Annotated in this window: 10 protein-coding genes and 4 pseudogenes; 7 read left to right on the top strand and 7 right to left on the bottom strand. The window is 68.7% G+C overall.

The window, feature by feature from the left end:
* Window positions 1–13 precede the first annotated feature (13 nt).
* Window positions 14–1,210 carry an AAA family ATPase gene (locus XcodCFBP4690_RS20515; protein ID WP_104543980.1) on the bottom strand — a complete coding sequence of 399 codons (1,197 nt, stop codon included), beginning with the start codon at window positions 1,208–1,210 and terminating at the stop codon, window positions 14–16.
* 70 nt (window positions 1,211–1,280) lie between these two features.
* Complete coding sequence (gene folE, locus XcodCFBP4690_RS20520) at window positions 1,281–1,883, bottom strand: GTP cyclohydrolase I FolE (RefSeq protein WP_104543982.1); 603 nt, start codon at window positions 1,881–1,883, stop codon at window positions 1,281–1,283.
* Between the two features lie 129 nt (window positions 1,884–2,012).
* Between folE and XcodCFBP4690_RS20525 the strand changes: the two genes are divergently transcribed.
* From XcodCFBP4690_RS20525 to XcodCFBP4690_RS20545, 5 genes are all read left to right on the top strand, one after another.
* Complete coding sequence (locus XcodCFBP4690_RS20525; RefSeq protein ID WP_104543984.1) at window positions 2,013–2,477, top strand: MarR family winged helix-turn-helix transcriptional regulator; 465 nt, start codon at window positions 2,013–2,015, stop codon at window positions 2,475–2,477.
* 182 nt (window positions 2,478–2,659) lie between these two features.
* Window positions 2,660–2,869: a DUF1656 domain-containing protein gene (locus XcodCFBP4690_RS20530; protein WP_104543986.1), complete on the top strand. Its 210-nt coding sequence runs from the start codon at window positions 2,660–2,662 to the stop codon at window positions 2,867–2,869.
* The gene (locus XcodCFBP4690_RS20535; protein ID WP_167394729.1) at window positions 2,866–3,792 is read left to right on the top strand and encodes an efflux RND transporter periplasmic adaptor subunit; all 927 of its coding nucleotides are present in this window, start codon (window positions 2,866–2,868) and stop codon (window positions 3,790–3,792) included. The genes XcodCFBP4690_RS20530 and XcodCFBP4690_RS20535 overlap by 4 nt, the downstream gene beginning before the upstream one ends.
* The gene (locus XcodCFBP4690_RS20540) at window positions 3,789–5,231 is read left to right on the top strand and encodes an efflux transporter outer membrane subunit (RefSeq protein ID WP_104543990.1); all 1,443 of its coding nucleotides are present in this window, start codon (window positions 3,789–3,791) and stop codon (window positions 5,229–5,231) included. Before XcodCFBP4690_RS20535 ends, XcodCFBP4690_RS20540 begins: the two co-directional genes overlap by 4 nt.
* Complete coding sequence (locus XcodCFBP4690_RS20545; protein WP_104543992.1) at window positions 5,228–7,564, top strand: FUSC family protein; 2,337 nt, start codon at window positions 5,228–5,230, stop codon at window positions 7,562–7,564. Before XcodCFBP4690_RS20540 ends, XcodCFBP4690_RS20545 begins: the two co-directional genes overlap by 4 nt.
* 240 nt (window positions 7,565–7,804) lie before the next feature.
* On the opposite strand, the gene XcodCFBP4690_RS20550 is transcribed toward XcodCFBP4690_RS20545, so the two are convergent.
* Together XcodCFBP4690_RS20550 and XcodCFBP4690_RS20555 are read right to left on the bottom strand one after the other, a co-directional pair.
* Complete coding sequence (locus XcodCFBP4690_RS20550; protein WP_104544002.1) at window positions 7,805–8,941, bottom strand: saccharopine dehydrogenase family protein; 1,137 nt, start codon at window positions 8,939–8,941, stop codon at window positions 7,805–7,807.
* A gap of 95 nt (window positions 8,942–9,036) precedes the next feature.
* Window positions 9,037–9,636 (bottom strand): annotated as a pseudogene (locus tag XcodCFBP4690_RS20555) (hypothetical protein); the annotation flags it as partial.
* Between the two features lie 34 nt (window positions 9,637–9,670).
* On the opposite strand from XcodCFBP4690_RS20555, the gene XcodCFBP4690_RS20560 reads away from it, so the two are divergent.
* A complete protein-coding gene (locus XcodCFBP4690_RS20560) occupies window positions 9,671–9,892 on the top strand; it encodes a hypothetical protein (RefSeq protein WP_104543994.1) in 222 nt (73 codons plus the stop codon).
* A gap of 580 nt (window positions 9,893–10,472) precedes the next feature.
* Here XcodCFBP4690_RS20560 and XcodCFBP4690_RS23485 read toward each other — a convergent pair.
* The 3 genes and pseudogenes from XcodCFBP4690_RS23485 to XcodCFBP4690_RS20570 all read right to left on the bottom strand — a co-directional run.
* Window positions 10,473–10,895: pseudogene (locus tag XcodCFBP4690_RS23485) on the bottom strand (M56 family metallopeptidase); the annotation flags it as partial.
* Window positions 10,896–10,996: 101 nt separating this feature from the next.
* Window positions 10,997–12,170: pseudogene (locus XcodCFBP4690_RS20565) on the bottom strand (M56 family metallopeptidase); the annotation flags it as partial.
* A 3-nt stretch (window positions 12,171–12,173) separates the two neighbouring features.
* Entirely contained in the window at window positions 12,174–12,560 is a 387-nt protein-coding gene (locus XcodCFBP4690_RS20570; protein ID WP_104543998.1) for a BlaI/MecI/CopY family transcriptional regulator, read from the bottom strand.
* Window positions 12,561–12,696: 136 nt separating this feature from the next.
* Between XcodCFBP4690_RS20570 and XcodCFBP4690_RS20575 the strand changes: the two are divergent.
* Window positions 12,697–12,797: pseudogene (locus tag XcodCFBP4690_RS20575) on the top strand (IS3 family transposase); the annotation flags it as partial.

The following is a 12,797-nucleotide window of genomic DNA, read 5'->3' on the forward strand; positions in this document are numbered from 1 at the left end:
AGGCGTCCCTGCATCAGGCCACATCCCGGTTAAGTCCCTCGAACAAGCCTTGCTTCCACAGATAGCCAGGCAGATCGCCCGCGTCGAACAACGCGCGAAGATTGTCCGAATCACCGGCGCGGGTGATCGTGGTAAAGCCCTGCTCCTTACGAAGACAGTAAACCTCATCCAGCGTCAGCGCATTGAGGAAATCGGGTGAATGCGTGGAGATGAAGACCTGTCCGCCACGCCTGGCGTAGTCGCGAAACTCTTCTGCCAGCTCCGGCAACAACTCCGGGTAGAGTTGATTCTCAGGTTCTTCCACTGCCAACAGGGGATACGGCTTGGGATCATTCAGAAGTACCAGATAGGCGAACATCTTGATCGTGCCATCCGAGACGTACCTGGCGATGAACGGATCCTTGAAGCTTCCATCCTGAAATCGCAGGATCAAGCGTCCATCCAAGGTCTGCTGCGGCTGTACCACCGAAACACCGGGCACGCGGCGATTCATCGCCTGCAGCACGCGGTCGAAGCGCTCACGATGGTTTTCATAGAGGAAATTGGCGACCAGGGCCAAGTTGTCTCCGCGCGTGGATAGGTGCTCGGCGAAGCCCTCTTCCTGACTAGGCCGGGCCTCGGACACATGGAAGTCAGAGATGTGCCAATTCTCGATCATCAGTCGAAAAGCACTGGCCGCCTTGAAGCGCTCGAATTGACCCAGGCCTTTGATCGCCAGAATGTCCGGAGAATCGAGCTCCTGCTCTTCGCGCGTGAGCTCTTCATCCTTCTTGGAGAATTCCTCTTCGTTGGTGATCGCGTAACCTTTACCGTGCGCGAAGTCCAGAAAGCGAAACGGGGCGCCGTAGCTGCCACGCTTGTAGCGCAACACCTCACGCTCGATCTCCACACGCGTGCCGGTGCCCGGTGCGATTTTCAGCAGGTAGGTCACCAGACGCTCTCTTCCGGTGATCTCCAGGCGGAACTGCATCGTGAATTCGATGGGCTCGTGCGCAAACCCTCTGCTTGCAACTTCCTTGTACCCGCCTCGTTTTGCGATCGCCTTGCCCACGTTCATGGACAATGCGTCCTTGAGAAAGGAGAACACATCGAACAGCGTGGACTTGCCGGTTCCGTTCGCCCCGACCAGCACGCAGAGCCTAGGCACGTGCGTCAACTTGGCGTTACGAAACAGCCTGAAGTTCTTGATGTCGATCGATTCAATCTGCATGGGTTGCCTGCGACAGTCGCCCGTCAGCGTTTAGAGGATCACTCTACCAGCCATCAACGCCCACGTTCGCTCAACGCTTGCCGCCCACTTCGATGAACTGCAGGAATTCGGCGCGGGTGCGCGCATCTTCGCGGAAGCTGCCCAGCATCTTGGAAGTCACCATGCTGACGCCGCGCTTGTGGATGCCGCGGGTGGTCATGCATTCGTGCGCGCCCTCCACCACCACGCCCACACCGCGCGGCTGCAGCACGTCCTGGATGCACTGGGCGATCTGGGCGGTCATCTTTTCCTGTACCTGGAAGCGGCGCGCGTAGCTTTCCACCACCCGGGCCAGCTTGCTGATGCCCACCACCTTGCCGCGCGGCAGGTAACCCACGTGCACCTTGCCGATGATCGGCGCCATGTGGTGTTCGCAATGGCTTTCGTAGGAGATGTCGCGCAACACGATCAGTTCGTCGTAGCCGGCCACTTCCTCGAAGGTGCGTTCCAGGTATTCGCGCGGCTCCTCGCGGTAGCCGCTGAACCAGTCGCCGTAGGCTTCGGCCACCCGGCGCGGGGTATCCAGCAGGCCTTCGCGGGCGGGGTCCTCGCCGGCCCAGCGCAGCAGGGTGCGCACGGCGTCTTCGGCCTGGGCCTGGGTGACGGGGGAATCGGGCTGGTCGGACTGGCTCATGCAGGTGCACCCAACGGGGGGCGAGCATGGTACCCGAGGACGGGCCGGCGGCCCCAGCGGCGGTTGCGGCCGGTAGCAGGAGTTCGGTGAGTATTTATTCATAGTTGAATTGATAGCATCCTAACTATTATGACCGACACCCTTCTCGCTCCGCGTGCCCGGCTCAGCTCCGGCCTGCTGGTGGCCGCGCGGCAATGGCAGCGGCTGGCCGACCAGGCCTTCGACGAGTTCGGCCTGTCCAGCGCGTGCACCGGGCCCCTGCTGATGGTCGGCCGCTCCGGCGGCGGCATCCGCCAGGTGGCGCTGGCCCAGCAGCTGGGCATGGAAGGCCCCTCGCTGGTGCGGCTGCTGGACAAGCTGGCCGCGCAGGGCCTGGTCCGGCGCGAGGCCGACAGCAGCGACCGCCGCGCCAACCAGTTGTGGCTGACCGACGAGGGCCAGGCGTTGGTGGGGCGGATCGAGGCCCGGCTGGATGCGTTGCGGACCGAGGTCTTCGGCACCCTCAGCGAGGCGCAGGTGCAGGTGGTGCTGAGGCTGTGGGAGCAGATCGCGCAGGCATATGCGCGGTTGGGCCAGTCCGAGCCCGGCGGCTGACGGAGCGGCGCGAGCGACTGCCCGGCAGGCAAGGAGCGCATGGAGCATCCGCGTCTGCCACCTGCGCGCCGGCCCGACGGCGGCGCAGCAGGTCGGTTGCTCGGGATGCGCGGTGAGCATGCGACTGGCAGCGCCCGGGCGCTGCCGGGTGGTGGTGTCTTTTCGATAGGCAGGAAGTCCCGATGTACGGCGAGTTCAGTCTCTACGGTGTGTTCGTTCCCAACCTGCTGGCGTTGATGACGCTGGCCTATTTGCTCAACAGCGCGCTCGCTGCGCTGCTGACCCGTGCCGGCGCGTATCGCCACATCTGGCACCCGGCGCTGTTCAACCTGGCGCTGTACATCGCGCTGCTGGGCGGTTTGTTTTTCATTACCCGTTGGATGCAATCGTGAAAAAGCTGATCAGGACCGCGGGGCCGGCGCTGCTGACCCTGGCGATGGTGGTGGTGGCGGCAGTGGTGCTGCAGCACCTGTGGCGGTATTACATGGACGCGCCGTGGACGCGCGATGCACACCTGGGCGCCGATGTGGTGCAGGTGGCGCCGGACGTGTCCGGGCTGGTGGAGTCGGTGGCAGTGGCCGATAACCAGCCGGTCACGCGTGGGCAGCTGTTGTTCGTGGTGGACCGTGCGCGCTATGCGATTGCGCTGGAGCAGGCCCGCGCCGCACTGGCCGAACGCCAGGCCACGCTGACCCAGCTGCGCCGCGAGATCGCACGCGACCGCCAGTTGCAGGATCTGGTCGCAGCCGAAGACGCGGAAGTGCGCCGCTCCAACGTGCAGAAGGCGCAGGCCGCTGTGGCCACCGCGCAGTCGGCGGTGGACCTGGCCCAGCTCAATCTGGACCGCACCCAGGTGCGCAGCCCGGCCGATGGCCATGTCAGCGACCGCACGGTGCGCGTGGGCGACTACGTCAGCGCCGGGCGCCCGGTGGTGGCGGTGCTGGATACCGGCTCGTTCCGCGTGGATGGCTATTTCGAAGAAACCCGCCTGCGCGGCGTACATCCGGGCCAGCGCGTGGACGTGCACCTGATGGGCGAGCCGGTGACCTTGCACGGGCATGTGCAGAGCATCGCCGCCGGTATCGAGGACCGTTACCGCAGCGGCAGCGCCGGCGCGCTGCCCAACGTCACGCCGGCCTTCGACTGGGTGCGGCTGGCGCAGCGCATCCCGGTGCGCATCGCGCTCGATGCAGTCCCCGCGCAGGTGCAGCTGATCGCCGGTCGCACCGCCACGGTGGCGATCCTGCCCGATGTTGCGCCGGCCGCAGCGACGACGGTGGCACCTGCCACCGTGCAGGCCAAGGCGGCGCCATGAACACCTTGCGCCTGCTCGGCCTGAGCGCCGTCATCGCCGGCGTGGCCGCCTGCAGCACGGTGGGCCCCGACTATGCGTTGCCGCCCGACGCCGCCTACAGCCGCCCGGCCGCCAACGCGGCCTTCCTGGACACCGGCAATGCCCAGGTGCAGCCCGGTGCAGCGCTGCCGGCACGCTGGTGGGCGCTGTACCAGGACCCGATATTGGACGGCCTGATCGAACAGGCCTTGCGCGACAACGTCGAGCTGAAGGTGGCCGGCGCCAACCTGCGCCGCGCCGCGGCGGTCTACGAACAGGCCATGGATGCCGGTGGATTCGATTACGACGTGGAGGCTGGCGTCAGCCGCACGCAGGTCTCGGCCGAAGCGTTCCTGCAGGAAGAAAAGCTGCCGGTGTTCAACCTGGCCGACGGCAAGCTCGGCGTGTCGTATCAGTTCGATCTGTTTGGCAAGCTGCAACGCGGCGCCGAGGCCGCTCATGCCGACACCCAGGTGGCGCAGGCCGCCATCGATCTGGCGCGGGTGACCGTGGCGGCGCAGGTCGCCGGCAGCTACGTGGAGATCTGCCACGCCAACCATGAGCTGCACGTGGCCGAGCATTCGCTGCAGCTGCAGCAGCGCAGCCGCGACATCACCCAGCGCCTGATCGCCGCCGGCCGCGGCACACCGCCCGACCTGGCGCGTGCCACCGCACAGGTGGCGATGCTGGAGGCCGCACTGCCGCCGCTGCGCGCGCGCCGCCAGGCCGCCGGCTACCAGTTGGCCGCGCTGCTCGGCAAGACGCCCGGCCAGGTGCCGGCCGGCGTGCAGGATTGCGCGCACGCGCCTGGGTTGCGGCAGCCGATCCCGATCGGCGATGGCCGTGCGTTGCTGGCACGCCGGCCGGATGTGCGCCAGGCCGAACGCCGGCTGGCCGCGGCCACCGCGCGCATCGGCGTGGCCACCGCCGAGCTGTACCCGGACATCCGCCTGGGCGGCTCGATCGGCGCCACCGGGTTGCTGGCCGACGTCGGCGAGCCGGCCACGCACGCGTGGTCGTTCGGCCCGCTGATCTCCTGGACCCTGCCCTCGGCCGGTGCGCATGCCCGCGTGCGCGCCACCGAAGCCGGTGCCGACGCGGCGCTGGCGCAGTTCGATCACACCGTGCTGCAGGCCTTGCGCGAGGTGCAGACCGCATTGTCGCGCTATGCGCAGGACCTGGACCGCCTGCACCTGCTGGAACAGGCGCAGCAGCAGGCCGATCTGGCGTCGGCGCAGAACCGCCGCCTGTACCAGGGTGGCCGGACGCCGTATCTGTCCAGCCTGGATGCCGAACGCACCCTGGCCACCGCCGACATGGCCCTGGCCAATGCGCAGGCGCAGGTGTCCCAAGATCAGCTACAGGTGTTTCTGGCCCTGGGCGGCGGCTGGGAAGGCGCTCCCGCCACGGCCGCGCGATGAACGCCCTGCTGCGCGACCGCCAGGCCTGGCTGTTTTCGCTCAAGACCTTCGCCGCCTCGATCGCCGCGCTGTACGTGGCGCTGGCCGGCAATCTGTCGCGGCCGTACTGGGCCATGGCCACGGTCTACATCGTCTCCCAGCCGCTGCTCGGCCCGACCCGCGCCAAGGGCATGTACCGCGTGCTCGGCACCTTGCTGGCCGGCGCCGCCACCTTGGTGATGCTGCCCAACCTGGTGGAAACGCCGCTGCTGCTGAGCGCGGCGATGGCGCTGTGGCTGTCGGCCTGCCTGTTCCTGGCGCTGCTCAATCGCGGCCCGCGCGGCTATGCCTTCCTGCTGGCCGGCTACACCGCCGCCTTCATCGGCTTTCCGGCGGTGACCGCGCCCGAAGGCATCTTCGACACCGTGGTGGCACGCAGCGAAGAGATCGTCCTGGGCACGCTGATGGCGGTGCTGTTCGCCGCGCTGGTGTTCCCGGCCTCGGTGCGGCCGATGCTCAACGCCCGCATCGGCAACTGGATGCACGATGCCGCGCAATGGTGCCGGCAGGTGCTGCAGCGCGGCCCATCGCAGACGCCGCGCAATCGACTGGCCGCCGATCTGGTGCAGTTCGAGACCTTGATCGCCTTCGTCCGCCACGACGACCCGCGCCATGCCGGTGCGGTGCCGGCGATGGAGCAACTGCGTGCGCGCATGTTGCTGCTGTTGCCGGTGCTGTCCTCGATCACCGACCAGCTGCAGGCCTTACATGACGCGCACGGCAACGGCGCGGGGTCGCCTGCGCTGGCGCAGCTGCTGGAGGACACCGGCGCCTGGATCGAGCAGGGCCGGCACGCCGACAGCGCCAGCACCCTCGCCGACCTGCATGCGCGCATTGCCGCCTTGCGCCCGGCCGTGGATGACGACCTGCAGCGCCTGCTACGCAACGGCCTGCTGCTGCGCCTGCAGGAGCTGCTGGCGCTGTGGCAGCAGTGCCGCGCGCTGGAGCGCGGGTTGTTGCACGAACCCACGACGCCCGTGCCCGAGGTTGCCGCATCTGCGAGGACCTTGCCGCCGGACGCGCGCGTCAACCCTGCTGCCGCACCTCGCGCGGCCAGCCGACAGGCAGACAGCGCTGCGGTTCAGCCCGACGCCGCAGCGCCGACCATCGACCTGCCGACAAACACTGCAGCGCCGGCAGATGGGCCGCACGGCGCCTCATCTGTTGAGCGCAGTGCAGGCAACGCTGTGCACGCCTCCAGGCAGCAACGCCTGCCCTGGCGACGCAGCGCTGCCACCGCAGTGACCACACACGCGCCCAACACCTCCAGCGCCCGCCATCTCGACCTCGGCATGGCCGGGTTCTCCGCGCTCAGCGCCGGCTTTGCGCTGATGGCCTACTGCGTGCTGTGGATCGGTATCGGCTGGGAAGGCGGCGGCAATGGCGCGATGATGGCGGCGGTGACGGCGGCCTTTTTCGCGGCCCAGGACGACCCGGCGCCCAGCATGCTGTCGTTCCTCACCTGGGCCGTGGTCGCCAGCGTGGTTGCCGGCATCTACCTGTTCGGCATTTTCCCGGCCATCCACGATTTCCCGATGCTGGTGCTGGTGCTGGCGGCGGTGTTCCTGCCGCTGGGTGCGCTGCTGCATCGCCCCAGGACCATGCTGATCGCGCTGCCGCTGGTGGTGAACCTCACCGCGTTGCTGAGCCTGCAGAACACCTACGACGCCAACCTCCAGCGTTTCGTCAACGCAGCGGTGGCGATGGTGCTGGGCATTGGATTTGCCGTGGTGTTGACCCGGCTGTTCCGCTCGGTGAGTGCCGAATGGAGCGCGCGCCGGCTGGTGCGCCAGGGCTGGCGCACGCTGGCCGACGCCGCCGACGGCCACGGCACGCAGGACCGGCAGCACTTTGCCGCGCGCATGCTGGATCTGCTCGGCTTGCTCGCACCGCGGCTGGCCTTGGCGCCGGAAGGCAGCGAGCTGGCCTCGGTAGATATGCTCAAGGAGGTGCGCGCGGGCTTGAACATCCTGCAGCTGCGCAGCGCGCGGCACGGCTTGCCCCAGCCAAGTCTGGATGCAGTGGACGCGATTCTGGTCGAGATTGCGGCGCACTACCGGCGGCAGGTGGCACACAAGCGGCCATTGCCTGGGTCGGATGCCTTGCGTGAGCGCCTGGATGCATCGCTGGCACGCCTCGGCAAGGTGCCGGCGGGTACGCATCGCGATGACGCGCTGTTGGGTTTGATCGGGTTGCGTTACAGCATGTTTGCACAGGCCGCGCCGCCGCCCTCCCAAGCCTCCGGGATGCATCGGCCTGCTGCCCCTCTCCTTCCGGACCAGGGGTCGCGCTGAGGGAACGCAGCGAAGCCTTTGCATGGTTCGATTGCACGAGGCTTCGCTCTTGCCATCATTGGCCTCCGGCCACTTTCGCCCCCCATGAAGGATCAATCTCTCGCAGGGAAAGGCAAACGAACTGCGCGCCACCGCATCGCCGCTTGCGCTGATGCAGCACCGCCTGGTCGTCCAGCCAGCGACTGCGCACGCATATGTCCAATCCGACTCACGGCACTGCTGCCTCGACCGTGCCGCCAGTTACGCAAGCGCGTCCACCACCTCCGTCTGCATCTGCCACGCAGCAAACTCCTGCTCGAAGTCGGCCAACGTCAGCAGCCCCATGCAGGCGTGCGCACCGATCGGCAGCGGCTGGCCGGCGGCCAGTTTGCGCACCAGTAGAATCGCCGCGAAACAGGGAATTTCCGGGCCGTGCAGCATCGGCGCGGTGAGATCCCACTGCAGCCGTAAGGGTGACCCCGCCCCGCCGGCATCGACAGCCTGCGCCTGGCCGCGCAGCTCCACCCGCATGCCGCCCAGGTCGGTACCGAAGCGGTCGAACCAGCGCCCGGCGCGCGCAAGCACCGTGGCCAGGCGCGCCATCGGCAGCGGCACGCCGCGCTGGCGCAGCCAGGCGATGGCCGCCAGGCAACGCTGCAGGAACGGCACTTCCAGCGCGGCACGGAATTGCACCGTCCGCACCCCGGGATAGCGCTGCGGCAGCAGGTCGTGGTCGGGCACATCGCAGGGCGACGCCAGCCGCGCTGCCAACTGTGCGAACTGCACGCGCTGCGGCGCCGCCCAGCCCACCACGGTCTGCCAACGGCCCTCGCTCCACCACGTAAACGGCGTGCCGCAATACGAGAGCACCGCGCGCACGGTGGCCAACCCCAGCGGCGTGCCTTGCGCCGGCGCGATCACCATGCGGATCTCGTGCAAGGCAGAAAAGCGCGGCAGCAGCGCGTCGATCACCGCGCTGGACAGTGCCGGCAAGGTGCTGGCACCGCTGATGGCGACCCGCTGCGCCTGGCGCGCAGGCGCATCCAGCGCCGCGGCAAAATCACGGACGAAGGCACGGCCATCGGCCAGATCGATGTAATGCATGCCGGCCTGCAGGCAGCTGCGGGCCACCGCATAAGCCTGCCCCTGGAATGGCCCGGCCGTGTGCACCAGCGCATCGGCGCCGGTGGCCGCCAGTTGGGTGCTGAAATCGGCGGCATCGATATCCAGCCGGCATGTGGAAATGCATCCGGGTGCGGCATCGGGCCATTGCACGACAACCTCGCCGGGATGCCGGCCAGCCGCAATCACATGTATCTGCGGCGTGGCCGCCAGCGCCCGCACGATGCGCGCACCGAAGTGCCCGAAGCCTCCCAACACCACTACCCGATACGTCATCGCCTGCTCGCCGTCTGCCTGCCGCACAGTATCGGCGAGCACGGCGACATTGACGCCATGCAGCGCTGAGCGGGGGCCTCAGACAACTGACCGGCGACCTGCGTGGCCAGCCCGCTGTTCAGCGCATCGCGCAGCACCTGCAGCGCCTGGCGCGTGGCGCGTGCCTGCGCGGCGGCTTGCTTGCGGGCCAGCGTGGCCTGCCGGTTGGCCAATGCGCGTTGCTGGCCGGCCAGTGCCTGCAGCGCCGCCGGCGCCACGCCCGACGAAGCATCCGCGGACACGGGCGCAGGCGGTGTGCCGGTGGATGCCTGCAGCACGCGCGGCCGAGCCTGCGCAGACAGCTGCGCGGCCAGCGCGGCCTGCCGCTCGCTCAGGGCCTGCTGGCGCGCGGCCAGTGCGGTCTGTGCCTGGCCAAGCTGACGCAGTGGCGCATGCGCCACCGCCATGCGATGCAGCAGCGTGGGGTCGCGGACCACGTAGTCCACCCCATCGGCGCGGAACCACAGCAGTTGCTCGCCCTTGCGCACATGGCGACGCGCGGTCTGCAGGTCGCGCAGCGACCCGTGCATGGCCTGGCGGTCGCCCTGCACCAGTACATAGGCATCCCCCTCGGTTGCAGGTGCTGCAGGGCCGGGCACAGCCGCCCTGCCGCAGTGCCGATCCGTTCCGGCCAAGGCCACGGGGCGTGTACGCATTAATGCGGCCGGAGCCATCGGCGGCAGAGGTGCGATGGGTCTGACCGGCGCGATGGGTGCGACCGGCAGATCAGGTGCGCGGGGCGCCGCAGGCGCTGCCGGTGCGATCGGTGCGATCGGTGAGGCAACTGCCGCCGGCTGCGCCGGGGCCACCGGCGGCACCGCGGCAACCATCGGTGCCAACTGCGTCGACGCGCAGGCACTGACGATCGACGATGGGGCGGCGACAGCAGTAAGCGCCAGCAACAGCGCCTGACGCAGGCACGACGAAAGACACGTGGTCTGGATCATGGGAGATCTCCACAAAGGGTATAGGACAAGGGAGACCGCCTGTGCAGGACACGCAGGCGGAGGGCACAACGATGGCGCGGCCACGGCGTTGCCGACGCTGCAGGCGTCGTCACGCAGGAATGCCGGGCTGTGGCGGGCCCGTGGTGGTGCAGGTGCTGCCTGTCCCTGACGCGATCGGCACCTTGCACCGGCAGCTGCGTGTGTCAGGACGTGTCTACTGCGATCGCGTCTCTACCGGCCGCGCACGGCCGGAAGTGGAGTGCGGCTGCATCCCGCACAGTGCCGCTGTGCGTGCGCCAGAGACCACTGCTGGCCTGACGTGTGGTCGGCAGCGCACCCGCGGCGATTGGCTCTGGATGTTCGGTCGTTGCATCTCTTCGGTACCTGCGGCGATCTGCACAACGGTGCGACCGGCCGTCAACCGGTGCCGAGGGTGCGCTCAGGCGAGGCCGCGCCCAGAACCGGAGCGTGCACCTGGCGCCTACCGACTCCAACCACCGACCGCTCCCGCTCGACGCCGCGCGCGGTCGCGTCATCGATGGCTCCTAGTCGTGCTGCGCCTGTTCGGCCTCTGCCTGCACTCGTTCGGCTTGCGCCTGCGCGAGCTCCGCCTGCCGTTGCGCCTGCTCCGCTTCCTGTTGCCCGCGCGCGGCCTCGAGCCGTGCCTGACGTGCGGCCTGCTTGCCCATCTCGGCCTGCTGCCGGGCCTGCTCGGCTGCATGGCGTACCGCTGCGGCATAGGCGTATTGCGCATGGCGCTGCTGCTGCGCCGCCTCGTGGATCCGTTGCTCGGCTTCGCGTGCCTGTTGTTGCGCGTCCTGCCTGGCCTGTGCCAGTTCGGGCCCGAGTGCAGCCAGTTGTTCGCGGGCTGCCTGCAACGCGTCCTGCGCCTGCTGCATGTGTTCCTGCTGCAGTTCGACATCACGGTTGTCGTTGGCCAATGCTTCCTGCAGCGCGGCGCGCGCCTGCGGCATGGCCGAGGCCAGTGCCTCGTGGGTGACCCGCTCCACATAGGCATCCCAGTCCGCGGACGACACGTCCGCAGCGTCATCTCGAAGCGACGCCCTGTCCAGCACCTTGGCGATGACGCCCTGCGTGGCCGGTGCTGCTGCGGCCGCAGGCATGGCCGGCTGCGCCGGTGCCGGCAACACGCGCATCGGTTCGGCCGCCGCCGCACCCTGCTCCGGGTGCGCCGCGATCGCCGGCGCGCTCACCACCATCGGCTGCAGGCTGGGCGAGGCCACCGGTACCGGCATGGCCACCAGACGCAACGGCAGCACGCCACAGACCGCCACCAATGCCAGGATCATCGCAGCGCCCAGGCGCGGAAACGTACGGGTGTCCTGCAGCATCGACAGGCGGCGCTTGAGGCTGAGGAACGAGGGTGAAGCGCTTGCCACGCCACCGTGCGGACGCGGTGCCACGCCCAGTTGCAGCAGCAGCCGCCCGTAGTGGTGACGGCAATGGCGGTGCCCGGCGACCACGGCGGCGTCGCAGGCCGCCTCGCGGGCGATGGCGTACTCGCGCGCGGCCAGGTGCACCAGCGGATGGAAGAAGAACAGGTGCTGGGCCAGCGCCGGCAGCAATCCCCACCACAGGTCGCCGCGGCGCAGGTGGATCAGCTCGTGGGTCAGCGCCATGTCCAGATCGTCGTCGGCCATCTGCGGCAGGCGCGCGGCAGGCAACAGCAGCACCGGCCGCCACGGGCCGATCAACTGCGGCGACTCGATCTGTGCAGACAGCCGCAGCGCAGGCGGGCGCGACAAGCCGTGCGCTTCGGCCGCCATCTGCAGGGCCTGGACCAGCGCGCGGTCGGTGCAGGGCGTGGCCGCGCGTACCAATGCGCGGCTGCGCAGATAGGCGCGCACCGTGCCGGCGGCCAGCACCAGCACCCCGGCCGCCCACAGCGCCAACACCGCCGTCATCCACGACGGCCCGGACGCCGCTCCACTGGCAGCTACAGCGGCCTGTGCAGCGGCACCGGTGGCCGCCATCGGCGCCAGGCTGGCAGCCGCATCCAGCGCGGCGGGGGCGTGCGCCGGCAGCACTGGCAGCTGCACCGGATCGCGCCACAGCAGGCCAACCACCGCCTGCACCCCCACCAGCCACCATAGCCAGGTCTGGGTGGCGGCCGGCAGACGCCGCAGGCCGCGGCACAGCCCCCACACCACCACCACCAGCACGGCGGTCTGCACACTGGTGGCTCCAAGTTTCCACAGCATCGATTCGATCAGCGGCGACATGGCTCAATCCTCCTTGCGCTGCGATTGCAGCTTGGCGACCAACGCTTCCAGTTCGGCCAGCTCGGTATCGCTGACCTCGGCACGCTGCGACATCCACGCCACGAAGGGCGACACCGAGCCCTGCAGCGTCTTCTCCACGAACTGCCCGACCGCCGAGCGCACCACATCCTCCTGCCCGGCGGTGGCGCTGTAGCGGTACACGCCCTGGACCTGCCTGCGTCGCAGAAATCCCTTGGTGCGCAGCCGCTCCATCATGGTCAGCACGGTCGAGCGCGCCAGCCCGCGCGGCTCGCCGAACGCGGCCGCCACTTCGCCCACGCTGGCGTGCCGCTGTTCTTCGACGTATTGCAGCAGGGCCAGTTCCTGGTCCCCGATGGTCTTGCCGCGCATGGCACCCTCCTGACTACAGTTGTCGCTACCGTAGGCCTGACGACAGCTGTAGTCAATAGGTCGGATGGCAGGGGTGGGCGGCTCCGTGGGTGACAGGTGTGTTGGATGCGGCAGAAGGTGAGAATTAGGCTCAGTCGGCAGTGTGTATGGACATCGCAAGATCGCCAAGGATCTACGCGATCTGGGTGAGCGTTGCAGTCGCCATCGTGTGCATCGATTGATGCGCGCCGAGGGACT

It is taken from the genome of Xanthomonas codiaei (genome assembly GCF_002939785.1).
Taxonomy (GTDB): domain Bacteria; phylum Pseudomonadota; class Gammaproteobacteria; order Xanthomonadales; family Xanthomonadaceae; genus Xanthomonas; species Xanthomonas codiaei.

Coding starts and splice junctions, on each gene's coding strand:
- XcodCFBP4690_RS20515 (WP_104543980.1), bottom strand. CDS start 1,210: ATGCAGATTGAATCGATCGACATCAAGAACTTCAGGCTGTTTCGTAAC.
- folE (WP_104543982.1), bottom strand. CDS start 1,883: ATGAGCCAGTCCGACCAGCCCGATTCCCCCGTCACCCAGGCCCAGGCC.
- XcodCFBP4690_RS20525 (WP_104543984.1), top strand. CDS start 2,013: ATGACCGACACCCTTCTCGCTCCGCGTGCCCGGCTCAGCTCCGGCCTG.
- XcodCFBP4690_RS20530 (WP_104543986.1), top strand. CDS start 2,660: ATGTACGGCGAGTTCAGTCTCTACGGTGTGTTCGTTCCCAACCTGCTG.
- XcodCFBP4690_RS20540 (WP_104543990.1), top strand. CDS start 3,789: ATGAACACCTTGCGCCTGCTCGGCCTGAGCGCCGTCATCGCCGGCGTG.
- XcodCFBP4690_RS20545 (WP_104543992.1), top strand. CDS start 5,228: ATGAACGCCCTGCTGCGCGACCGCCAGGCCTGGCTGTTTTCGCTCAAG.
- XcodCFBP4690_RS20550 (WP_104544002.1), bottom strand. CDS start 8,941: ATGACGTATCGGGTAGTGGTGTTGGGAGGCTTCGGGCACTTCGGTGCG.
- XcodCFBP4690_RS20560 (WP_104543994.1), top strand. CDS start 9,671: ATGGGTCTGACCGGCGCGATGGGTGCGACCGGCAGATCAGGTGCGCGG.
- XcodCFBP4690_RS20570 (WP_104543998.1), bottom strand. CDS start 12,560: ATGCGCGGCAAGACCATCGGGGACCAGGAACTGGCCCTGCTGCAATAC.